Below are 22,371 nucleotides of genomic sequence, written 5' to 3' on the forward strand. Positions count from 1 at the left end.
ACACCTCAGTTACTTACTGATGTAAGCCCTGGGGATGTGCTGCGTCGCCGCCTTCCTGCAACGCGAATTTTTTGCGTATTCAGGTAAGTAGAGACACCTACGATTCACTGCACGTTTCAGGAACCATCGCCCATGACACAGACGTTAAGCCAGCTTGAAAATAGCGGCGCTTTCATTGAACGCCACATCGGACCGGACGCCGCGCAGCAGCAAGAGATGCTGAATGCGGTTGGCGCCGAGTCGTTAAACGCGCTGATCGGCCAGATTGTGCCGAAAGACATTCAGCTCGCAACCCCGCCACAGGTGGGCGAGGCGGCGACCGAATACGCTGCGCTGGCTGAATTAAAAGCCATCGCCGGGCGTAACAAGCGCTTCACGTCCTACATTGGCATGGGCTACACCGCCGTGCAACTGCCACCGGTTATCCTGCGTAACATGCTGGAAAACCCGGGTTGGTACACCGCCTACACCCCGTATCAACCGGAAGTCTCCCAGGGCCGTCTGGAAGCACTGCTGAACTTCCAGCAGGTGACGCTGGATCTGACCGGCCTGGACATGGCTTCCGCTTCTCTGCTGGATGAAGCTACTGCTGCAGCTGAAGCCATGGCGATGGCCAAACGCGTCAGCAAACTGAAAAACGCTAACCGTTTCTTTGTGGCGGCTGATGTTCATCCGCAAACGCTGGACGTAGTGCGTACTCGTGCGCAAACTTTTGGTTTTGACGTCATTGTTGATGACGCGGCAAAAGCATTGGATCATCAGGATGTGTTCGGCGTGCTGTTGCAGCAAGTTGGCACCACCGGTGAAGTGCACGACTACAGCGCCCTGATGGCTGAGCTGAAATCCCGTAAAATAGTGGTCAGCGTCGCTGCCGACTTTATGGCGCTGGTACTGCTGACTGCACCGGGCAAACAGGGCGCGGATATCGTTTTCGGCTCTGCGCAACGCTTCGGCGTACCGATGGGCTACGGCGGCCCGCACGCGGCATTCTTTGCCGCTAAAGACGAATTCAAACGCTCCATGCCAGGCCGTATTATCGGCGTCTCCAAAGATGCAGCGGGTAATACCGCCCTGCGCATGGCGATGCAGACTCGCGAACAGCATATCCGCCGCGAGAAAGCGAATTCCAACATTTGTACCTCGCAGGTTCTGCTGGCCAACATCGCCAGCCTGTATGCCGTTTATCATGGCCCGGTTGGCCTGAAACGCATCGCTAATCGCATCCATCGTCTGACCGATATTCTGGCAGCCGGTCTGCAACAAAAAGGATTGAAGCTGCGTCATGCGCACTACTTTGACACTTTGTGTGTTGAAGTGGCCGATAAGGCTGCGGTACTGGCGCGTGCTGAAGCGGCAGAAATCAACCTGCGTAGCGATATCCATAACGCGGTAGGTATTACGCTTGATGAAACCACCACCCGTGAAAACGTGGTGCAGTTGTTCAATGTTCTGCTGGGAGACAGCCACGGTCTGAACATCGAAACGCTGGACAAAGACGTGGCGCTCGACAGCCGTTCCATTCAGGACAGCATGCTGCGTGATGATGCGATCCTCAGCCATCCGGTGTTTAATCGCTATCACAGCGAAACCGAGATGATGCGTTACATGCACTCGCTGGAGCGCAAAGATCTGGCCCTGAACCAGGCAATGATCCCGCTGGGATCTTGCACCATGAAGCTGAACGCTGCCGCCGAGATGATCCCTATCACTTGGCCGGAATTCGCTGAACTGCATCCGTTCTGCCCGCCAGAGCAGGCAGAAGGTTATCACCAGATGATCGGCCAGCTTTCCGAATGGCTGGTAAAACTGACCGGTTATGACGCAGTCTGCATGCAGCCGAACTCCGGCGCGCAGGGCGAGTATGCGGGTCTGCTGGCGATTCGCCATTATCACGAAAGCCGTAACGAAGGCCATCGCGATATCTGTCTGATCCCGGCCTCTGCCCACGGTACCAACCCGGCCTCCGCACAGATGGCGGGTATGCAGGTAGTGGTTGTCGCCTGTGATAAGAACGGCAACATCGATCTTGGCGATCTGCGTGAAAAAGCGGCGCAGGCGGGTGAAAACCTCTCCTGCATCATGGTGACCTATCCCTCTACTCATGGCGTGTATGAAGAAACGATCCGTGAAGTGTGCGACGTTGTGCACCAGTTTGGCGGCCAGGTTTATCTTGATGGCGCGAACATGAATGCTCAGGTTGGGATCACCACACCGGGCTTTATCGGTGCCGATGTCTCACACCTTAACCTGCATAAAACATTCTGCATTCCGCACGGCGGCGGCGGCCCAGGTATGGGTCCAATCGGTGTTAAATCGCATCTGGCGCCGTTCGTGCCGGGTCATAGCGTAGTACAGATTGAAGGGATGCTCACCCGTCAGGGCGCGGTTTCTGCGGCACCGTTCGGTAGCGCATCCATTCTGCCGATCAGTTGGATGTACATCCGTATGATGGGCGCAGAAGGTCTGAAGCAGGCAAGCCAGGTGGCGATTCTCAATGCTAACTACATTGCCAGCCGTCTGAAAGATGCCTATCCGGTGCTGTATACCGGTCGCGATGGTCGAGTGGCACATGAATGTATTCTCGACATTCGCCCACTGAAAGAAGAGACCGGCATCAGCGAACTGGATATTGCCAAGCGTCTGATCGATTACGGTTTCCATGCGCCGACCATGTCGTTCCCGGTAGCGGGTACGCTGATGGTGGAACCGACTGAATCTGAAAGCAAAGTGGAACTGGATCGCTTTATCAATGCGATGCTGGCAATCCGCGCAGAGATCGATCGCGTGAAAGCCGGTGAATGGTCGCTTACAGATAACCCGCTGGTTAACTCCCCGCACACGCAAAATGAGCTGGTCGCGGAGTGGAATCACGGTTACAGCCGCGAAATCGCCGTCTTCCCGGCAGGGGTGGCAAACAAATACTGGCCGACCGTGAAGCGTCTGGATGACGTTTACGGTGACCGCAATCTGTTCTGCTCCTGCGTGCCGATGAGCGAATATCAGTAATCGGCTGATTCGACTATGTTTTAAAGGCGCTTCGGCGCCTTTATTTTTGGGGAGAATAGTGATGGCTATAGCACTGGTTACGGGGGGCAGTCGCGGCATTGGTCGGGCAACCGCGCTGCAGTTAGCGCAAGAGGGTTACACGGTCGCCGTTAATTTTCATCACAATATTCGTGCGGCAACGGAGGTGGTGAACAATATCGCCGCTGCGGGAGGAAGGGCGTTTGCTCTGCGGGCAGATATCAGCGATGAAAGCCAGGTCGGGGCGATGTTTGAGTCCATTGACCGCGAGGGCGAGCCGCTGACTGCGCTGGTGAACAATGCCGGGATTTTGTTTGAACAGAGCACGGTGGAAAGCCTAATCGCTGAGCGTATTAATCGCGTCCTGGCGACGAATGTTACCGGCTATTTTCTGTGTTGTCGGGAAGCGGTAAAGCGCATGTCGTTTAAGCACGGCGGTCAGGGCGGGGCGATTGTGAATGTCTCTTCGGCGGCGTCACGGCTTGGTGCCCCGTTCGAATATGTTGATTATGCAGCCTCAAAAGGTGCGGTGGACACGCTCACCACCGGCCTCGCGCTGGAGGTTGCGGCGCAGGGGATACGCGTGAACTGCGTGCGACCCGGTCTTATCTACACGGAAATGCATGCGTCAGGCGGTGAGCCGGGAAGGGTCGATCGCGTGAAATCCATGTTGCCTATGCAGCGCGGCGGACAGCCGGAAGAGGTCGCGCAGGCGATTACCTGGCTGCTGAGTGAAAAGGCGTCTTACGTCACGGGCAGTTTTTTGGAGCTGGCCGGCGGGAAGTAATGCGTTGCTTGCCGGATGGCGGCGTAAATGTCTGCTCTGGTCTACAGGTTCAGTTCCCGTAAACCGGATAAGCGCAGCGCCATCCGGCAAAAAATTACAGATTCTCGCCGTTGCTGGCAATCACCGCTTTATACCACTCAAAACTTTTCTTACGCGAGCGCGACATATCGCCGGTGCCGTCGTCGTGTTTGTTCACGTAGATAAAACCGTAGCGTTTGCTGTACTGGCCGGTGGTGAACGAGACGCAGTCGATGCAGCCCCACGGCGTGTAGCCCATCAGATCTACGCCGTCATACGTTACCGCTTTCATCATCTCTTCGACGTGGGCGCGCAGATAGTCGATGCGGTAGTCATCGTGGATGCTGCCGTCTTCTTCCACTTTGTCGTAAGCGCCAAATCCGTTTTCAACGATAAACAATGGCTTCTGATAACGCTCGTACAGTTCGCATAAGGCGTAACGCAGGCCGACCGGATCAATCTGCCAGCCCCAGTCGGATGCTTTGACGTGCGGGTTCGGCACGCTGCCCTCAAAACCGGAAATGGCATCGCCGCTACCGCCTTCCGCTTTTACCGCGTTGGTCATGTAGTAACTAAACCCGAGATAGTCGCAGGTACCTTCACGCAGGATTTGTTCATCGCCAGCTTCCATTCGAATATTGAATTCGCGGCGCTCCCACTCGTTCAGTACATAAGATGGATAGTAGCCGCGCAGTTGAACGTCGGTGAATACATAGCGTTCACGCATCGATTCCTGCGCGAACATCACATCTTCAGGCTTACAGGAGTACGGGTATAGCGGGACCATTGCCAGCATGCAGCCGACTTTCATTTCAGGGTTGATGCGACGTGCGGCTTTCACCGCCAGAGCGCTGGCCACGAACTGGTGGTGCAGCACCTGGTACATAGTCTCTTCCGGGTTTTCATGCTCGGTATACACCACGCCGGAGCAGCAATAGCCAAACAGCGGTGCACGCCAGTTACGCTGGTTGTTGATCTCGTTGAAGGTCATCCAGTATTTGACCTTGTGCTTGTAGCGCTCAAAGACCACTTCAGCAAAACGGACAAAGAAATCGACGACTTTACGATTGGTCCAGCTACCGTACTGTTGAACCAGGTGTAGCGGCATTTCGAAGTGGGAAAGGGTGATGACCGGTTCGATATTGTACTTTAGCAGTTCATCAAACATGTCGTCGTAGAATTTTAGCCCTTCTTCGTTTGGCTGGGTTTCGTCCCCTTTGGGGAAGATACGGGTCCAGGCAATTGACGTACGGAAGCATTTGAAGCCCATCTCGGCAAACAGCTTAATGTCTTCTTTGTAATGACCGTAAAAATCGACGGCTTCGTGGTTGGGGTAGTACTTACCTGGCACGACGTCCTGAGTGATTTCTCGCGGAACGCCGTGTGCCCCCCCGGTCAGTACGTCGCAAATGCTGGGCCCTTTGCCACCTTTATTCCAGCCGCCTTCAACCTGATGCGCCGCAACCGCGCCGCCCCATAAAAAATCGTTTGGTAAGGTAAGTTTTTTCATCTGCGCTCAGTCTCAAATTAATACAATCTGATTTTGAGTCTAACAAAGGAAAGATAAATGTCACGATATAACAAAATAGCGTTAATGTGATTTGTTACATCAAAAAAACATATTGTTTTTTTACGCTATTCTTTTCGCCAGCTTGCGACCGAGTGATTCCAGAATATAAATAACGGGGATCTGCGTGGTTATATCGTATACCCCGGCAATGCGTGTCTGTGGAACGTGCCAGGAGAGATTAAAGTCGGCAAGTTTCGCGAGGCGCGAATGTTCATGGCTGGTGACCGACAGAACCTTACAGTTATGCAGGCTGAACTGGCTGGCAAAGCGTAGGATCTCTTCGGTTTCTCCAGAAACGGAAAGCACGATCGCCAGCGCGTTTCTGGCCATATCATTAGTTACCGGGAAATAAGGGTCATCGATGTGGTTACTAAATTTTCCGACGTTTGAGAAAAAACGAGCGCCATATTTTGCCAGAGCTCCGGATGTTCCCGCCCCGACGAATATAATACGCTCGGAAGATAATATAATATCAACAGCCTGATCGAGTAAATTGTCGAACTCGTCGTTATTGACGCCTTTAAAGAAGCTGATAATTTCGCTGGCACCGAAATTAGCCTGTTGCGGTTCATTCTGCTCTAAATATAATTTGAAGCGTACGCGAAATTCTGAGTAACCTTCACACTTAAGCTTGCGGCAAAAGCGCAGTACGGTGGTGGTGGAAACGCCCACGGCATCAGCCAGTTCGCGAATGGTCATGTACATGACTTTGTCACGGTTTTTGATGACATAGTTGTAGACCAGCATCTCAAGATTGTTGAGACTGGCGATGGCAGCGTGGGAGAACATACTCACAATGGCAAAACTCACTCATCAGACTTCATCTACAGGGAATAATAACATGCAGCCAAATGACATCACTTTTTTTCAGCGTTTCCAGGATGACATTCTGGCCGGACGCAAAACCATTACGATTCGTGACGAGTCCGAATCACACTTCAAAGCCGGTGACATTCTACGGGTTGGGCGCTTCGAGGATGAGGGGTACTTCTGCACGATTGAGGTTGTTGACACCTCAACCGTCACGCTGGATACGCTGACAGAGAAACATGCTCACCAGGAAAACATGACGCTAGAAGAACTTAAACACGTGATTGCCGAGATTTACCCGGATCAAACACAATTTTATGTGATTGATTTTAAATGCCTTTGATTCTAAAGGTACGCATGTTAGCTGAATATTAAAATATAACATCATGATTTTTATGGATTGTTATTTAGTTGGCAAATATTTTAGCTAACAGGTGTTCACTGGAACCATTCTCAGTTACGCTAGAGGAGCAATCACCATAGTGTTCGTTTCTCGGGAGTAAAATATGGTTCAGAAGCCATTAATTGCGCAGGGATATTCGCTGGCAGAGGAAATAGCCAATAGCATCAGTCACGGTATCGGGCTGGTGTTTGGGATTGTCGGACTGGTATTGTTGCTGGTTCAGGCAGTGGATACCAACGCCAGCGCCATGGCGATAACCAGCTATAGCCTGTATGGCGGCAGCATGATCCTGCTGTTCCTCGCCTCAACTTTATATCACGCGATCCCCCATCAAAGAGCGAAAGTCTGGCTGAAAAAGTTCGACCACTGCGCGATTTATCTGCTGATTGCCGGGACCTACACGCCATTTCTGCTGGTGGGGCTGGATTCGCCGCTGGCACGTGGACTGATGATTGTTATCTGGAGCCTGGCGCTGCTCGGTATTTTATTCAAACTGACCATTGCGCACCGGTTTAAGGTTCTGTCGCTGGTAACCTACCTGGCGATGGGCTGGCTATCGCTGATTGTGGTGTATCAACTGGCGGTTAAGCTGGCGGTGGGTGGTGTGACGTTGCTGGCAGTTGGTGGTGTGGTGTATTCGCTGGGCGTTATTTTCTACGTCTGTAAGCGCATTCCATACAACCACGCGATCTGGCACGGCTTTGTGCTGGGTGGCAGCGTTTGCCATTTCCTGGCGATCTACCTGTACGTGGGGCAGGCGTAATTATCATTACCCAGCGGTGCTGTGCTTACCGGGTCTTTAAAACGCGCGACCCGGTAAGATAAAGTCACCACCCGGCGATTTACTCTTCCAGCGAATACGGCAGCGGTACGATATGCAGCGTTTTCGCGTCGTCACGAACGCGGAACACGCTGTCGGCTTCCATGTCGTTATTCATCACAACCTGCACCAGTACCTGTCCATCCGCCAGTTGCACCGCGGCGAGTACGGTGCCGGTACGACGCCAGTTCTCGCCCATTTTCAGCTCCAGGTCTTCACCTGCTTCCGGTACACGACTGGCCGCACCTGCCAGCGTCCACATGGCACGTTTGTTAGCTCCGCGGAATTTTGCGCGAGCAACCATTTCCTGACCGGTATAGCAGCCTTTTTTAAAGCTGATCCCGCCCAGAGCCTGCAGATTGGTGGCTTGCGGAATAAACTGTGCGCTGTTGGCAGTATCAATCACCGGAATACCTGCTTCGATATCCAGCGCCAGCCACTGTTGGCTGTTATTTAACTCCGCTTCACCGCGCAGCTTCTCTACCAGGGTTTCCGCCGTTGCAATATCAACGATCAGCAGGAAACGCTCAGCGGGATGTTCGAACCACAATATGGTGGAAGAACCTTCAGTAATGACCTGCTTATCGCTGTTTGGTAATTCGCTAAAGAGATTGGCCAGCGCAGCACGCGCCTGGAATCCCGCGACGCCCAGCAGTACGCGCTCGTCGTCCGGGGCAATCGCCACTTTCGAGAAGACCGCATATTTTTTCAGTTCGGTGAGCTGCGCATCGCGCAGATTACGGCGCTCAAGCCATGCAAAACCGTCACCCTGGCGGAACAGACGCAGGTTGCTCCACATTTTACCTTTGGCGTCACAATGTGCTGCCAACACGTGCTGATGCTCAGTCATCTGGCTGACATCCGCTGTGACCTGACCCTGAATATACTTCTCACTGTCGACACCGGTGATGGTGGCGAGCGCCCATTCATCGAGCGTCATTAGCGTCAGAGGCAAGCGCGTTGACGCGAAAGGCTGGCGAGGAGGAAAAGATATAAAAGCCATAATTAATGTCCTGATTTGCTTAACGCAGTGATAATGACTAATGGTAAAAGAGCTATGGCCCATTGCAAGCGGTTTAAACAGGCTATTTGTGCCATATATTAAGCTTTGCGAGGAGACATCCAAAAATGCTGAATCCTTTGACTTAATGTGGTTTTATTTAGCGAGCACGCTTCCGTTTGCTGATATTCCCGTAAATATGAGGGAAAAACACGTTACAATAGCGGGATACTTCGTTTTCGCGAGACAGGAAGAAGAACATGGATATTAACAACAAAGCACGTATTCATTGGGCATGCCGTCGCGGTATGCGTGAGCTGGACATCTCGATCATGCCGTTTTTCGAACATGAATATGACAGCTTAAGTGATGAAGAAAAACGTATCTTTATCCGTCTGCTAGAATGTGATGATCCAGACTTATTTAACTGGTTGATGAATCATGGGAAACCGGCTGATGCTCAGCTAGAGCAGATGGTGCGACTTATCCAGACACGGAATCGGGAACGTGGTCCAGTGGCAATCTGATTTACGCGTTTCATGGCGCGCGCAATGGCTTTCGCTGCTCATTCATGGGCTGGTCGCGGTATTTATTTTATTGATGCCCTGGCCATTGAGCTACACCCCATTATGGCTGGTTCTGCTCTCTCTGGTGGTGTTCGATAGCGTTCGTAGCCAGCGCCGAATCAATGCCTGTCAGGGCGAGATTCGGCTGTTGATGGACGGTCGTCTGCGCTGGCAAGGGCAAGAGTGGACTATTGCTAGCGCACCCTGGATGGTCAAAACAGGCATGATGCTGCGTTTACGTTCCGATGCCGGAAAACGTCAGCATTTGTGGCTGGCGGCAGACAGTATGGATGACGCGGAGTGGCGGGATTTGCGGCGGTTAATACTGCAACAGGCGAAGCAGGGATAATGCTGATGAATGCCTGATGGCGTGCAGCGTTAAGGTCTACGGTTCGGTGCGGCATGTAGGCCGGATATGGCGTTTACGCCTACATCCGGCAAAATGGTTATCAGGACCAGTGTTCGGCCATTTCACCAAGGATTTGCTCGCACCAGGCCTGAATGCGTTCATCGCTGAGATCGTACTGGTTTGTTTCATCCAGCGCCAGGCCAACAAACAGCTGTCCATCGGCAATGACGGGCTTATCGCTGGTAAATTCATACCCTTCGGTTGGCCAGTAACCAACAAATTTTACGCCTTTGGTGACCAGTTTATCGTGCAGCATACCCAGCGCATCCAGGAACCATTCACCGTATCCCAACTGATCGCCCATACCGTAAAGCGCAACAATTTTGCCTTCCAGGTTGAGGTCGTCCAGTTGCTCCCAGACCGCTTCCCAGTCCTCTTGGATTTCACCGAAATCCCAGGTTGGGATGCCTAAAATGAGCACGTCATACTGCTCCATTAAGGTCGGGGAATCATCTTTGAGGTTGTGCAGTGTCACCAGTTCGGGACCCAGGATATCGCGGATTTTTTCTGCTGCCATTTCGGTATAGCAGGTGCTGGAACCGTAAAAAAGACCCATGTTCATGACGTAAACATCTCAATTCTGCTGTAGCGTTGCGGGTAGTGTAACAGAATCGCCGCATTCTCGGCACAATGAGGCATAATGCATCAAAAATGAGAGTGAAATAAGGGGCGCGAGTGGAACAGGATCTGGCGCGCATCGAGCAGTTTCTTGATGCCCTGTGGCTGGAACGAAATCTGGCGGAAAACACGCTAAGTGCGTATCGTCGCGATCTGACCATGCTTGTTGAATGGCTACATCACCGCGGCGCCTCGCTTGCGACCGCGCAGAGTGATGACCTGCAAGCATTGCTGGCTGAGCGGATGGATGGGGGATATAAAGCCACCAGTTCCGCACGCTTGCTCAGTGCAATGCGGCGTTTTTTTCAGCATCTGTACCGTGAAAAATATCGCGAAGATGACCCCAGCGCCTCGCTTGCATCACCTAAACTTCCGCAGCGTCTGCCCAAAGATCTCAGCGAAGCACAGGTCGAACGACTTCTGCAGGCACCGCTGATAGAACAACCGCTGGAACTTCGCGACAAAGCCATGCTGGAAGTATTGTATGCCACAGGCCTGCGCGTGTCTGAACTGGTGGGGCTGACGATGAGTGACGTCAGCCTGCGTCAGGGCGTGGTTCGGGTGATCGGTAAAGGTAATAAAGAGCGCCTTGTCCCGTTAGGTGAGGAGGCGGTGTACTGGCTGGAAACGTACCTGGAGCATGGGCGGCCGTGGTTGCTCAACGGTGTATCAATAGATGTGCTGTTTCCCAGCCAGCGGGCGCAACAGATGACTCGTCAAACCTTCTGGCATCGTATCAAACACTATGCTGTGTTGGCTGGAATCGACAGCGAAAAGCTGTCCCCGCACGTCCTGCGGCATGCGTTTGCCACGCATCTGCTCAACCATGGCGCTGACCTGCGCGTGGTGCAGATGCTACTGGGGCATAGCGACCTCTCGACAACGCAGATTTATACTCATGTCGCAACGGAGCGCTTGCGGCAACTACATCAACAGCATCACCCGCGAGCGTGAGTGCTGACAGGAAAGGATAGGTTATGAAAAAACGTTTTATGATGTTCACCCTGCTGGCGACGGCGTTTTCCGGCATGGTACATGCAGACGATGCGGCGATTCGCCAGTCATTAGCGAAGCTGGGTGTTCAGAGTACCGAGATTCAGTCTGCTCCGGTTGCGGGCATGAAAACTGTACTGACCAATAGCGGCGTGTTGTACGTTACCGAAGACGGTAAACATATTATTCAGGGACCGATGTATGACGTGAGCGGTGCAAGCCCGGTAAACGTCACCAACCAACTGCTGATGAAGCATTTGAACGCGCTGGAAAACGAGATGATCGTCTACAAAGCGCCGCAGGAAAAACACGTCATTACCGTTTTCACCGACATCACCTGTGGCTACTGCCACAAGCTGCATGAAGAGATGAAAGACTACAATGCGTTAGGGATTACCGTACGCTATCTGGCCTTCCCTCGTCAGGGACTGGAAAGCCAGGCCGAGCAGGATATGAAATCTATCTGGTGTGCGAAGGACAAAAACAAAGCCTTTGACGACGCCATGGCTGGCAAAGATGTGAAGCCTGCGACCTGTAATGTGGACATCGCTAACCACTACGCGCTGGGCGTACAGTTTGGCGTCAGCGGTACGCCGGCGATTGTGCTGAGCAATGGCTATGTAGTGCCTGGCTATCAGGGCCCGAAAGAGATGAAAGAATTCCTCGACGCACATGCAAAACAAACCAGCGGTAAATAATTCGCGTGAAACAACAGATACAACTTCGTCGGCGTGAAGCCGACGAGACCGCCGAGCTACCTGCCGACTTGCCGCCATTGCTGCGCCGTTTATACGCCAGCCGCGGCGTGCGCAGCGCGCAGGAGCTTGAGCGTAGTGTGAAAGGCATGCTGCCGTGGCAGCATTTGAACGGTGTCGAAAAAGCGGTTGAAATCCTCTATAACGCTTTTCGCGAAGGAACCCGAATCATCGTGGTCGGCGATTTTGACGCCGATGGCGCGACCAGCACCGCGCTCAGCATTCTGGCGATGCGCGCGTTGGGCTGCAGTAACGTGGACTACCTGGTGCCTAATCGTTTTGAAGACGGTTATGGCTTAAGCCCGGAAGTCGTTGATCAGGCCCATGCCCGTGGCGCTCAACTGATTGTCACCGTCGACAACGGCATCTCGTCCCACGCGGGTGTTGAACATGCCAGAACGCTGGGGATCCCGGTCGTTGTGACCGATCACCATCTGCCAGGGGACACGCTGCCGGGCGCTGAAGCGATCATCAATCCTAACCTGCACGATTGTGAATTCCCGTCTAAATCGCTGGCTGGCGTTGGCGTGGCCTTCTATCTGATGCTGGCGCTGCGCACCTTCCTGCGTGACAAAGGCTGGTTTGATGAACGAGGAATTGCGCCGCCGAACCTGGCGGATTTGCTCGATCTGGTTGCGCTTGGCACGGTGGCCGACGTGGTCCCGCTGGATGCCAATAACCGCATTCTGACGTGGCAAGGCTTAAGCCGTATTCGTGCCGGAAAGTGCCGCCCTGGTATAAAAGCGCTGCTGGAGATTTCCAATCGCGACCCACTCAAATTGGCTGCCAGTGATTTAGGTTTTGCCCTCGGGCCACGGCTGAATGCAGCGGGGCGTCTGGACGATATGTCCGTTGGCGTGGCGCTGTTGCTGTGCGACAACATTGGTGAAGCACGCGTGCTGGCCAATGAACTGGACGCACTCAACCAGACGCGTAAAGAGATCGAGCAGGGGATGCAGGCGGAAGCGCTGACTCTGTGTGAAAAGCTGGAGCGCAGTAGCGATACGCTACCGGGCGGTCTGGCGATGTATCATCCCGAGTGGCATCAAGGAGTGGTGGGGATTCTGGCATCGCGTATTAAAGAGCGCTTTCACCGTCCGGTAATTGCGTTTGCCCCGGCCGGTGACGGTACGCTGAAAGGCTCCGGGCGCTCGATTCAGGGGTTGCACATGCGCGATGCGCTGGAGCGCCTGGACACTCTTCATCCAGGTATGATCCTCAAGTTTGGCGGTCACGCTATGGCGGCGGGTTTGTCGCTGGAAGAGGCGCAGTTTGAGCGTTTCCAGCAGCGTTTCGGCGAACTGGTAACCGAGTGGCTGGACCCCGCCTTGCTGCAGGGCGAAGTGGTGTCAGACGGTGCTCTGAGCGCGGCGGAGATGACCATGGAGGTCGCGCAAATGCTGCGTGATGCCGGACCGTGGGGACAAATGTTCCCGGAACCGCTGTTTGACGGGCATTTCCGTCTGCTCCAGCAGCGTCTGGTCGGTGAGCGTCATCTGAAGGTGATGGTGGAGCCCGTCGGTGGTGGACCGTTGCTGGACGGTATTGCGTTTAACGTTGATACCACCTGCTGGCCGGATAACGGTGTTCGCGAAGTTCAGCTTGCCTACAAACTGGATATTAATGAGTTTCGCGGCAACCGCAGCCTGCAGATTATAATCGATAATATCTGGCCACTTTAGCGTCACTTTACACAAAATCATTCAAGCTGCATCGAGGCGGCAAGTGGATGAGTCTCCATGAGCGTATGAGTAGTACGTGACTGGGGAGAAATCGCGCAGCCAACAAAGAGGCAGCTTGAAGGATGATGTGTATATTCGCTATAAAAAAGGGTGTGGATTAGTTACAATCCCGCTCTTATAACCGCATTTTGACTAGTCCAATAAAAGAAATCAGACAATGTTTGAAATTAATCCGGTAAATAACCGCATTCAGGACCTCACGGAGCGCTCTAACGTTCTTAGGGGGTATCTTTGACTATGATGCCAAGAAAGAGCGTCTGGAAGAAGTAAACGCCGAGCTGGAACAGCCGGACGTATGGAACGAACCCGAACGCGCGCAGGCGCTGGGTAAAGAGCGTTCCTCCCTTGAGGCCATCGTTGATACGCTTGATCAGATGAGCCAGGGCCTGGAAGATGTCTCCGGCCTGCTGGAACTGGCTGTAGAAGCCGACGACGAAGAAACCTTTAACGAAGCCGTAGCAGAACTTGATACGCTGGAAGATAAGCTGGCCCAGCTGGAATTCCGTCGTATGTTCTCCGGTGAATATGATAGCGCAGATTGCTATCTCGATATTCAGGCTGGCTCAGGCGGTACGGAAGCCCAGGACTGGGCAAGCATGCTGATGCGTATGTACCTGCGTTGGGCTGAAGCGCGCGGCTTTAAGACTGAAATTATTGAAGAATCTGAAGGTGAAGTGGCGGGTATTAAATCCGTGACCATCAGAATTGCTGGCGAATATGCTTACGGTTGGTTGCGTACCGAAACCGGTGTACATCGCCTGGTGCGTAAAAGCCCATTCGACTCCGGCGGTCGTCGCCATACGTCGTTCAGCTCTGCGTTTGTCTACCCGGAAGTTGACGATGATATTGATATCGATATCAACCCGGCGGACCTGCGTATTGACGTTTACCGCGCTTCTGGTGCGGGCGGTCAGCACGTTAACCGTACCGAATCTGCGGTGCGTATCACCCACATCCCGACCGGGATTGTGACGCAGTGTCAGAACGACCGTTCCCAGCACAAGAACAAAGACCAGGCCATGAAGCAGATGAAAGCGAAGCTTTATGAACTGGAAATGCAGAAGAAGAATGCCGAGAAACAGGCGATGGAAGATACTAAATCAGATATCGGCTGGGGTAGCCAGATTCGTTCTTATGTCCTTGATGACTCCCGCATCAAAGATCTGCGTACCGGGGTTGAAACCCGCAACACGCAGGCGGTGCTGGATGGCAGCCTGGATCAATTTATCGAAGCAAGTTTGAAAGCAGGGTTATGAGGAACCAACATGTCTGAACAACACGTACAGGGCGCTGACGCGGTAGCCGACCTTAACAATGAACTGAAAACGCGCCGTGAGAAGCTGGCGAGCCTGCGCGAGCAGGGGATCCCCTTCCCGAACGATTTCCGTCGCGATCATACCTCAGACCAACTGCATGCTGACTTCGACGCGAAAGAAAACGAAGAGCTGGAAGCGCTGAACATTGAGGTTTCCGTTGCTGGCCGTATGATGACTCGCCGTATTATGGGTAAAGCATCATTCGTTACGCTGCAGGATGTTGGCGGCCGTATCCAGCTGTACGTTGCTCGCGACGATCTGCCGGAAGGCGTCTACAACGAGCAGTTCAAAAAATGGGATCTGGGCGATATCCTCGGCGCGAAAGGTAAGTTGTTCAAGACCAAGACCGGTGAGCTGTCTATCCACTGCACCGAGCTGCGTCTGCTGACGAAAGCGTTGCGCCCATTGCCGGATAAATTCCACGGTCTGCAGGATCAGGAAGCGCGCTATCGTCAACGCTACCTGGACCTCATCTCTAACGATGAATCCCGCAATACCTTTAAAGTGCGTTCACAGATTATGGCTGGTATCCGCCAGTTCATGGTTGGTCGTGGCTTTATGGAAGTAGAAACCCCGATGATGCAGGTGATCCCTGGCGGGGCGGCAGCGCGTCCGTTTATCACCCATCATAACGCGCTGGATCTGGACATGTACCTGCGTATCGCGCCGGAACTGTACCTCAAGCGCCTGGTGGTTGGCGGCTTCGAACGCGTATTCGAAATTAACCGTAACTTCCGTAACGAAGGCATCTCTGTTCGCCATAATCCAGAGTTCACCATGATGGAACTCTACATGGCTTATGCGGACTACAAAGATCTGATCGAACTGACCGAATCGCTGTTCCGTACGCTGGCGCAGAACGTTCTGGGAACGACTGAAGTGCCTTACGGCGAAGAAGTCTTTGACTTTGGTAAGCCGTTCGAAAAACTGACGATGCGCGAAGCGATTCAGAAATACCGTCCGGAAACCAACATGGCCGATCTGGATAACTTCGATTCTGCAAAAGCGATTGCGGAATCTATCGGCATCAAAGTTGAGAAGAGCTGGGGTCTGGGTCGTATCGTGACCGAGATCTTTGAAGAAGTTGCAGAAGCGCACCTGATTCAACCGACCTTCATTACCGAGTACCCGGCAGAAGTTTCTCCGCTGGCGCGTCGTAATGATGAAAATCCGGAAATCACCGATCGCTTCGAATTCTTCATTGGCGGACGTGAAATCGGTAACGGCTTCAGCGAGCTGAACGATGCAGAAGATCAGGCGCAGCGTTTCCAGGATCAGGTTAACGCCAAAGATGCAGGTGACGACGAAGCGATGTTCTACGACGAAGACTATGTTACCGCTCTGGAACATGGTCTGCCGCCGACTGCGGGCCTGGGCATTGGTATCGACCGTATGGTTATGCTGTTCACAAACAGCCATACTATCCGCGACGTAATCCTGTTCCCGGCAATGCGCCCGGTTAAGTAAGATGTGAAATGCCGGATGGCGGCTGATGCCTTATCAGGCCTACAATGCGTTATGTAGGCCTGATGGGCGTAGCCCCGTCAGGCAATCAATTCCCGTTGGCAAACTTGCGCAGTAACTCTCGTGCCTTAACATCTGAAACCTGCATTACCATCCACGGGCTAAAAGCCCACGGCGTCGCGTCAATCCCGCTTAAAACATCCTCAAGATTGCTCCACTGGGAATCCATCACTTCATCTGGGTTTAGCTGTAGCTCACTGACGATATGTGCGGCATAAACCGGGCATACTTCGTTTTCCACTATTCCACTCGGATCCGTGGCGCAATAACGAAAATCAGCATACACGGGGCTGAGCGAGTCGATGTCTGCACCCAGCTCGAAGCTAGCCCGACGGATAATAGCGGCTTCGGTGGTTTCACCCAACTGCGGGTGACCGCAGACAGAGTTGGTCCAGACGCCTGGCCAGGCTTTTTTGTGCAGCGAACGGCGGGTGACCAGCAGTTGACCCTGCTCGTTAAATATCCAGCATGAGAAAGCAGAGTGCAGGGGGGTTGTGGCGGTATGCGCCGCATACTTTTCCAGTGTTCCACAGGGCTGGCCCTGCTCATTCAATAAAATGACATGTTCCTGTCGCATAGCGTCCACCATCAATCTTAAGCATTCACATTATATGCTGTATTAAGTCAGAATGATTAACAGAGGGTGTGAAATGCCAGAGTCGACGCTTCGTTGCGCGATATGATTTGGCATCCGGTTTCTGGCTGCTATGATAAAGCGTCTGAAAATGTTGCGAGGTATTGTTTTGAGTGCAGGACGCCTGAAGAAAAATGGCCTGAGTATCGCGATGCTGCTGTGTGTCGGTCTGCTGTTAGCTGGCTGTTCCGGGAGCAAGTCGTCTGATACAGGAAGTTATTCCGGCTCCGTGTATACCGTGAAGCGGGGAGATACGCTATACCGTATTTCGCGCGCCACCGGGACCAGCGTAAAAGAGCTTGCACGCCTGAATAATATTTCACCGCCCTATACCATTGAAGTGGGGCAAAAGCTGAAGGTCAGCGGCGGCGCGAAAACCAGTTCAGGCTCTGGCAAAACAACGACGAAATCCTCAACCAAAACGGCGGCGGTCAGACCATCTTCGTCCGTACCGCAATCCTCCTGGCCACCGGTCGGACAGCGTTGCTGGCAGTGGCCTGCCAGCGGTAAAGTGATTCTGCCTTATTCAACCGCGGACGGCGGCAATAAAGGCATTGATATCTCAGCTGCGCGCGGTACGCCGATTTATGCCGCCGGAGCCGGGAAGGTGGTTTATGTCGGTAATCAGCTACGGGGCTACGGTAATCTCATTATGATTAAGCACAGTGAGGACTACATCACTGCGTATGCGCATAATGACACGATGTTGGTGAACAACGGTCAAAACGTGAAAGCCGGGCAGAAGATCGCGACGATGGGCAGCTCGGATGCGACCACGGTGCGGCTGCATTTCCAGATCCGCTATCGGGCGACGGCTATCGATCCGCTGCGTTATTTGCCACCAAAGGGCAGTAAGCCAAAATGCTGACGGTGAATTAATCGCCAGTCAGTCAGTTAGTCCCTTGCCAAGAAGAGCGTAAGGTTTATAATCCCTTACGCACTCCAATGCGGGCGTAGTTCAATGGTAGAACGAGAGCTTCCCAAGCTCTATACGAGGGTTCGATTCCCTTCGCCCGCTCCACGACTTACTTCTCACTGACTCTCCTGATTCAATTATCCTTCGTAATCTCAATGTGTTTCTTTGTTTAACGGTCAGACAGACTCAATGCACGACTATGCAGGCTAAAGCGATTGTGGGAGACGATAGCCCCCCTGGCGGGAGATACCTCATATGAAACTAACTATCCACAGGGGCCAAAGAGAAATCTTTGACGTTCTCGGATAGTAGAGCCTTGTATATGCTGGTTAATCCTTACAATTCGCGATACTGGTGTCTTAAATATCGCATTTCCCCCGTGGTACAAAAAATCAACTATCAATCAATTGAATTTATTTAAGAAATTTTAAGGAGTATGTTTGATTGTCTGTCTGAAAATATATCAACGTTAATACAGGTCACGTAGTTAATTGTTAGATTATAATTCCAAAGTTATCTTTATTTAACACGATATAAGATTGGTCATTCTTCATAAATAAGTAATGTAGCCTTTTTGTAGGTCAATTTTATCTAATCGGCAGTAACAGGTTTTAAATGGTTTAGACTTGGTATGATTTTACCTGGATAAACATGGTGACATCTATTTTGTTAAAAACATCTTCAGGAGTTTAATTACTGCTGATAATTTCTTAAGGTGACTAGTTTTGTTCTCATTATCCGGTCACGAAATTATGTAGATACACAAAAATATACGAGTCAGTTTAGTACTTTGTACCATTTTGAATGCTTGCTATGCCGGGGGGCTCGTTAGCCTTGTGTATATTATGTCATTGTTGTTGAAAAATATAGCAAATATAGTTAGATAGACTTCAGTTGTACTGATTAAAATCTCACACGGTATAGCTAAGAATTTAAAGGTAGAGACATGGGTGACAATTCAGTCAGGCTACCTTTAACCCCAGTATGTATGCTGGTAATTTGTAAGAAAATGTTTCCTTGTGTTTTGAGAATTTTCTCATTTTGAATAAAAGATGAAAGTGCGGTTTCACAGGTAGTGCTAATAATACAACCAATAATCGTATTAAAATGCCGATATCCATTAGTAATTCAAATCTAAGAATGAGTGATTGATAGCTTTTAGCTATGAATGGCGAGGGGTTGATATCACATCCTTGTTGTGTAAAAGTTCATCTCATGTATTTAGCAATATTAATAAAATCAATTACTCGATTGTTAGGTATTTTTTAGAGGGTCGGTGTGCTTAAAAGTAGACACTTACCTTTCCATGGATGAAATAGAGTTTTTTGAGGTTATGGAGGCTTCATGAAGTATCAACATTTCTGGCCACCTAATGATATTTACTTTGGGGGTGGTGCCGCTAGTGTTATTGATGAAATGTCACTGATTACAAACGAAAGAAATTATTTATTCGTGAATCTTAATCAATATAGCTTACGTAGCACCTTGGTTTTTTTCTCACGGAATAAAAATATCAATAAAATCATAATCATCATTTCCAGCTCACGGTTGATGCCTTTGGCTCTTTTTTGGTTGGATAATATCAAAAATGTTATTGCTGTTTTCGATACCTCAACATCTGTGTCGGAGATGATTAAGAAAATAAGCCTATATCGACGAAATGGTGACAAGATAACGGCAGGGCGAAGGGAATGTAACTTTAAGATTAGCAACAAAGATATCATGAAGATGAAGTACTTCTTAACCGAAAGCGGTATGGAGGAGCTTCAGGATAGATTTATGAACTCGCCGTCAACATTGTATCGTTGGAGAAAAGAAATCGCTCTTAAATTCGGCGTGCGAGACCCTCGATATCTTCTATTGCCAGAATAAAAAACTATGCGTTTTCTCATTAAGAATTACAATTAAAGATCCGATCTTTAATTGTTGTTTTAGAATGGATACTGCATACGACCTCCATTTAACTAAAATTAGGAAATATAAAATTTCTAGCCTTGCTTAGACTAGAAACTGTCGTGATTTCGATAAGAATAGATACGCTGGCTAAGAACGTCAGGGGCGGTAGCGTTCCAGAAAACATCTGGGATTTATTTAAAGTTAATAATTATTAAATAAGGGACTTATCAGTAATGATCAGCAAAGATGATGTAAAAATTGCCATTATTGGACTCGGGTATGTTGGCTTACCATTGGCTGCTGAATTTGGGAAAATTCGTCAGGTGGTTGGTTTTGATGTTAATCATAAACGTATACTCGAGCTAAAAGAAGGGATCGATGTCAATCTCGAAACCACAGAAGAAGAGCTACGTGATGCTCGCCATCTGACGTTTACCTCATCAATTGATGAAATCAGAGAATGCAATTTTTACATCATTACCGTCCCGACGCCGATCAACGATTATAAGCAACCAGATCTCACCCCTTTGATTATGGCAAGTGAAACTGTTGGCAAAGTACTGAGGCCGGGGGATATCGTGGTGTATGAATCTACGGTATATCCAGGGTGTACTGAAGAAGAATGCGTGCCGATCCTTGAGCGTATGTCAGCGATGACATTTAACAAAGACTTCTTTGTCGGATATAGCCCAGAGCGCATCAATCCCGGCGATAAAAAATATCGTCTGACAACTATCAAGAAAATTACCTCAGGTTCAACTGCAGAAACGGCCTGTCTGGTTGATGAGATCTATCGACAGATCATCACGGCAGGAACGTACAAAACGGAAAGCATTAAGATCGCGGAAGCGGCAAAGGTGATTGAAAATACCCAACGCGATCTCAATATCGCGCTGGTAAATGAATTGGCGATTATCTTTAACCGATTAGAGATTGACACTGAAGCCGTGCTGCGAGCAGCGGGAAGTAAATGGAACTTCCTGCCATTCCGTCCGGGACTGGTTGGTGGTCACTGCATTGGCGTCGATCCCTATTATCTCACTCATAAATCTCAGGGCATCGGTTACTATCCGGAAATTATCCTCGCGGGTCGTCGACTGAACGATAATATGGGTAACTATGTTTCGGGACAGTTGATCAAAGCCATGATCAAAAAAGGAATTAATGTTGAGGGTTCTAACGTTCTGATTCTGGGGTTCACCTTTAAAGAAAACTGCCCGGATATCAGGAATACCCGCATTATCGATGTTGTAAAAGAGTTGGGTAATTACAGCTGTAATGTTGATATTTTTGACCCTTGGGTGGATGCTGAGGAAGTCGAAGAGGAATATGGGATTATACCTGTATCGGAAATCAAGGCGGCTTCTTATGATGCCATTATTGTTGCCGTTGGCCATGAGCAGTTTAAGAAGATGGGGAGTACTGATATTCGTGGCTTTGGAAAAGATAAACATGTGCTTTATGATTTGAAGTATATCCTTTCGCCTGAGCAGTCAGATGTGAGGTTATAATCATGACAGCCTATGATGAATTAAAAATACAACTCGTTCTTGAACCAAAACGTTGGCTTATTACTGGCGTAGCAGGTTTTATCGGCTCCGGATTATTAGAAGAACTACTCTATTTAAATCAAACAGTAATTGGGTTGGATAACTTTTCAACTGGCTATCAACATAATTTAGAGGATGTGCGTGCCGCTGTCAGTGAAGAACAATGGTCGCGGTTTACCTTTGTTCATGGGGATATCCGATCGTTTGCCGATTGTCAGGCTGTTTGTGAGAATGTCGATTACGTTTTACATCAGGCCGCTCTGGGAAGCGTACCACGTTCCTTGCAGGATCCTATCACGACAAATAGCGCTAACATTGATGGTTTTTTAAATATGTTGACGGCGGCGAGAGATGCACATGTATCTGGTTTCACCTATGCCGCAAGCAGTAGTACTTATGGTGACCATCCCGATTTACCTAAAATTGAGGACCGGATCGGCCGGCCATTAAGCCCGTATGCGGTTACAAAATACGTCAATGAATTGTACGCCGAGGTGTTTGCTCGCAGCTATGATTTTAACACTATTGGCCTGCGCTACTTTAATGTATTTGGCCGCCGCCAAAACCCTAACGGAGCATACTCTGCAGTCATTCCTCGCTGGATACTATCGCTTCTTAAAGATGAACCAATTTATATCAATGGCGATGGTTCAACAAGCCGCGATTTTTGCTATATAGAAAATGTGATTCAGGCAAATTTATTATCAGCAACGACTAATGATTTAGCCTCAAAAAATAAAGTCTATAATGTGGCTGTTGGAGACAGAACTTCGCTAAATGAGCTTTATTATCTCATCCGCGATGGGTTGAATTTATGGCGGGACGAACAAATTAGTGCTGAACCAATTTATAAAGATTTTCGTGACGGTGACGTTAAGCATAGTCAGGCAGATATTACCAGAATAAAAACATTTCTTTCATATGAGCCTGAGTTTGATATCAAAGAAGGACTTAAGCAGACTCTAAAATGGTATATCGATAAACAGACTGCTTTGTATTCCTGAGTATAACTACTCACTT

Annotated in this window: 20 protein-coding genes and 1 tRNA gene; 16 read left to right on the forward strand and 5 right to left on the reverse strand. The window is 50.4% G+C overall.

Annotated elements, in window-relative coordinates; translation table 11 throughout:
• Window positions 1–132: 132 nt before the first annotated feature.
• Window positions 133–3,006: an aminomethyl-transferring glycine dehydrogenase gene (gene gcvP / locus HVZ52_RS04030; RefSeq protein ID WP_181598892.1), complete on the forward strand. Its 2,874-nt coding sequence runs from the start codon at window positions 133–135 to the stop codon at window positions 3,004–3,006.
• Between the two features lie 61 nt (window positions 3,007–3,067).
• On the forward strand, window positions 3,068–3,811 hold the full coding sequence (locus HVZ52_RS04035; RefSeq protein WP_181598893.1) for an SDR family oxidoreductase: 744 nt from the start codon (window positions 3,068–3,070) through the stop codon (window positions 3,809–3,811).
• Window positions 3,812–3,905: 94 nt separating this feature from the next.
• On the opposite strand, the gene bglA is transcribed toward HVZ52_RS04035, so the two are convergent.
• A complete protein-coding gene (gene bglA / locus HVZ52_RS04040) occupies window positions 3,906–5,339 on the reverse strand; it encodes a 6-phospho-beta-glucosidase BglA (RefSeq protein ID WP_016154353.1) in 1,434 nt (477 codons plus the stop codon).
• A gap of 120 nt (window positions 5,340–5,459) precedes the next feature.
• Window positions 5,460–6,188 carry a MurR/RpiR family transcriptional regulator gene (locus tag HVZ52_RS04045; protein WP_008785744.1) on the reverse strand — a complete coding sequence of 243 codons (729 nt, stop codon included), beginning with the start codon at window positions 6,186–6,188 and terminating at the stop codon, window positions 5,460–5,462.
• Window positions 6,189–6,240: 52 nt separating this feature from the next.
• Between HVZ52_RS04045 and yqfB the strand changes: the two genes are divergently transcribed.
• Complete coding sequence (gene yqfB / locus HVZ52_RS04050; protein ID WP_181598894.1) at window positions 6,241–6,552, forward strand: N(4)-acetylcytidine aminohydrolase; 312 nt, start codon at window positions 6,241–6,243, stop codon at window positions 6,550–6,552.
• Window positions 6,553–6,715: 163 nt separating this feature from the next.
• Window positions 6,716–7,375, forward strand: a complete 660-nt coding sequence (locus HVZ52_RS04055) for a hemolysin III family protein (RefSeq protein WP_016154351.1) — start codon at window positions 6,716–6,718, stop codon at window positions 7,373–7,375.
• Window positions 7,376–7,454: 79 nt separating this feature from the next.
• Here HVZ52_RS04055 and ygfZ read toward each other — a convergent pair whose 3' ends face one another.
• On the reverse strand, window positions 7,455–8,435 hold the full coding sequence (ygfZ, locus tag HVZ52_RS04060) for a tRNA-modifying protein YgfZ (RefSeq protein WP_137352061.1): 981 nt from the start codon (window positions 8,433–8,435) through the stop codon (window positions 7,455–7,457).
• A gap of 257 nt (window positions 8,436–8,692) precedes the next feature.
• On the opposite strand from ygfZ, the gene sdhE reads away from it, so the two are divergent.
• A complete protein-coding gene (gene sdhE / locus HVZ52_RS04065) occupies window positions 8,693–8,959 on the forward strand; it encodes an FAD assembly factor SdhE (RefSeq protein WP_016154349.1) in 267 nt (88 codons plus the stop codon).
• Window positions 8,940–9,347, forward strand: a complete 408-nt coding sequence (locus tag HVZ52_RS04070) for a protein YgfX (RefSeq protein WP_016154348.1) — start codon at window positions 8,940–8,942, stop codon at window positions 9,345–9,347. Before sdhE ends, HVZ52_RS04070 begins: the two co-directional genes overlap by 20 nt.
• 100 nt (window positions 9,348–9,447) lie before the next feature.
• On the opposite strand, the gene fldB is transcribed toward HVZ52_RS04070, so the two are convergent.
• A complete protein-coding gene (fldB, locus tag HVZ52_RS04075; protein ID WP_016154347.1) occupies window positions 9,448–9,969 on the reverse strand; it encodes a flavodoxin FldB in 522 nt (173 codons plus the stop codon).
• A 113-nt stretch (window positions 9,970–10,082) separates the two neighbouring features.
• On the opposite strand from fldB, the gene xerD reads away from it, so the two are divergent.
• From xerD to lysS, 5 genes are all read left to right on the forward strand, one after another.
• Complete coding sequence (gene xerD, locus HVZ52_RS04080; RefSeq protein WP_016154346.1) at window positions 10,083–10,979, forward strand: site-specific tyrosine recombinase XerD; 897 nt, start codon at window positions 10,083–10,085, stop codon at window positions 10,977–10,979.
• A 23-nt stretch (window positions 10,980–11,002) separates the two neighbouring features.
• A complete protein-coding gene (gene dsbC, locus HVZ52_RS04085; RefSeq protein WP_016154345.1) occupies window positions 11,003–11,716 on the forward strand; it encodes a bifunctional protein-disulfide isomerase/oxidoreductase DsbC in 714 nt (237 codons plus the stop codon).
• A gap of 5 nt (window positions 11,717–11,721) precedes the next feature.
• Complete coding sequence (gene recJ / locus HVZ52_RS04090; RefSeq protein WP_016157413.1) at window positions 11,722–13,455, forward strand: single-stranded-DNA-specific exonuclease RecJ; 1,734 nt, start codon at window positions 11,722–11,724, stop codon at window positions 13,453–13,455.
• Between the two features lie 217 nt (window positions 13,456–13,672).
• A protein-coding gene (gene prfB / locus HVZ52_RS04095) for a peptide chain release factor 2 (RefSeq protein ID WP_100250065.1) occupies window positions 13,673–14,771 on the forward strand; the annotation gives its coding sequence in 2 pieces (ribosomal slippage) (window positions 13,673–13,747 and window positions 13,749–14,771; 1,098 coding nt in all).
• Between the two features lie 9 nt (window positions 14,772–14,780).
• On the forward strand, window positions 14,781–16,298 hold the full coding sequence (lysS, locus tag HVZ52_RS04100) for a lysine--tRNA ligase (protein ID WP_005123357.1): 1,518 nt from the start codon (window positions 14,781–14,783) through the stop codon (window positions 16,296–16,298).
• Window positions 16,299–16,383: 85 nt separating this feature from the next.
• Here the strand turns inward: lysS and idi are convergent, their stop codons facing one another.
• Entirely contained in the window at window positions 16,384–16,932 is a 549-nt protein-coding gene (idi, locus tag HVZ52_RS04105) for an isopentenyl-diphosphate Delta-isomerase (RefSeq protein ID WP_053389487.1), read from the reverse strand.
• A 166-nt stretch (window positions 16,933–17,098) separates the two neighbouring features.
• Between idi and actS the strand changes: the two genes are divergently transcribed.
• The 5 genes from actS (at window position 17,099) to tviC (ending at window position 22,355) form a co-directional block, all read left to right on the forward strand.
• Window positions 17,099–17,857, forward strand: coding sequence for an amidase activator ActS (gene actS, locus HVZ52_RS04110; RefSeq protein WP_046274955.1), 759 nt, complete (start codon window positions 17,099–17,101; stop codon window positions 17,855–17,857).
• Window positions 17,858–17,936: 79 nt separating this feature from the next.
• Window positions 17,937–18,010, forward strand: a tRNA-Gly gene (locus HVZ52_RS04115).
• A gap of 1,239 nt (window positions 18,011–19,249) precedes the next feature.
• Window positions 19,250–19,777 carry a Vi polysaccharide biosynthesis protein TviA gene (locus HVZ52_RS04120; protein ID WP_047499323.1) on the forward strand — a complete coding sequence of 176 codons (528 nt, stop codon included), beginning with the start codon at window positions 19,250–19,252 and terminating at the stop codon, window positions 19,775–19,777.
• A 257-nt stretch (window positions 19,778–20,034) separates the two neighbouring features.
• Window positions 20,035–21,312, forward strand: a complete 1,278-nt coding sequence (gene tviB, locus HVZ52_RS04125) for a Vi polysaccharide biosynthesis UDP-N-acetylglucosamine C-6 dehydrogenase TviB (RefSeq protein WP_016157409.1) — start codon at window positions 20,035–20,037, stop codon at window positions 21,310–21,312.
• Between the two features lie 2 nt (window positions 21,313–21,314).
• Complete coding sequence (gene tviC / locus HVZ52_RS04130) at window positions 21,315–22,355, forward strand: Vi polysaccharide biosynthesis UDP-N-acetylglucosaminuronic acid C-4 epimerase TviC (RefSeq protein ID WP_181598895.1); 1,041 nt, start codon at window positions 21,315–21,317, stop codon at window positions 22,353–22,355.
• Window positions 22,356–22,371 lie beyond the last annotated feature (16 nt).

The sequence above is a fragment of the Citrobacter sp. RHB36-C18 genome, from assembly GCF_013814485.1.
In the GTDB taxonomy this organism is placed as follows: Bacteria; Pseudomonadota; Gammaproteobacteria; order Enterobacterales; family Enterobacteriaceae; genus Citrobacter; species Citrobacter braakii.

Coding starts and splice junctions, on each gene's coding strand:
- tviB (WP_016157409.1), top strand. CDS start 20,035: ATGATCAGCAAAGATGATGTAAAAATTGCCATTATTGGACTCGGGTAT.
- HVZ52_RS04055 (WP_016154351.1), top strand. CDS start 6,716: ATGGTTCAGAAGCCATTAATTGCGCAGGGATATTCGCTGGCAGAGGAA.
- fldB (WP_016154347.1), bottom strand. CDS start 9,969: ATGAACATGGGTCTTTTTTACGGTTCCAGCACCTGCTATACCGAAATG.
- idi (WP_053389487.1), bottom strand. CDS start 16,932: ATGCGACAGGAACATGTCATTTTATTGAATGAGCAGGGCCAGCCCTGT.
- HVZ52_RS04120 (WP_047499323.1), top strand. CDS start 19,250: ATGAAGTATCAACATTTCTGGCCACCTAATGATATTTACTTTGGGGGT.
- bglA (WP_016154353.1), bottom strand. CDS start 5,339: ATGAAAAAACTTACCTTACCAAACGATTTTTTATGGGGCGGCGCGGTT.
- ygfZ (WP_137352061.1), bottom strand. CDS start 8,435: ATGGCTTTTATATCTTTTCCTCCTCGCCAGCCTTTCGCGTCAACGCGC.
- dsbC (WP_016154345.1), top strand. CDS start 11,003: ATGAAAAAACGTTTTATGATGTTCACCCTGCTGGCGACGGCGTTTTCC.
- lysS (WP_005123357.1), top strand. CDS start 14,781: ATGTCTGAACAACACGTACAGGGCGCTGACGCGGTAGCCGACCTTAAC.
- tviC (WP_181598895.1), top strand. CDS start 21,315: ATGACAGCCTATGATGAATTAAAAATACAACTCGTTCTTGAACCAAAA.
- gcvP (WP_181598892.1), top strand. CDS start 133: ATGACACAGACGTTAAGCCAGCTTGAAAATAGCGGCGCTTTCATTGAA.
- HVZ52_RS04035 (WP_181598893.1), top strand. CDS start 3,068: ATGGCTATAGCACTGGTTACGGGGGGCAGTCGCGGCATTGGTCGGGCA.
- sdhE (WP_016154349.1), top strand. CDS start 8,693: ATGGATATTAACAACAAAGCACGTATTCATTGGGCATGCCGTCGCGGT.
- HVZ52_RS04045 (WP_008785744.1), bottom strand. CDS start 6,188: ATGTTCTCCCACGCTGCCATCGCCAGTCTCAACAATCTTGAGATGCTG.
- yqfB (WP_181598894.1), top strand. CDS start 6,241: ATGCAGCCAAATGACATCACTTTTTTTCAGCGTTTCCAGGATGACATT.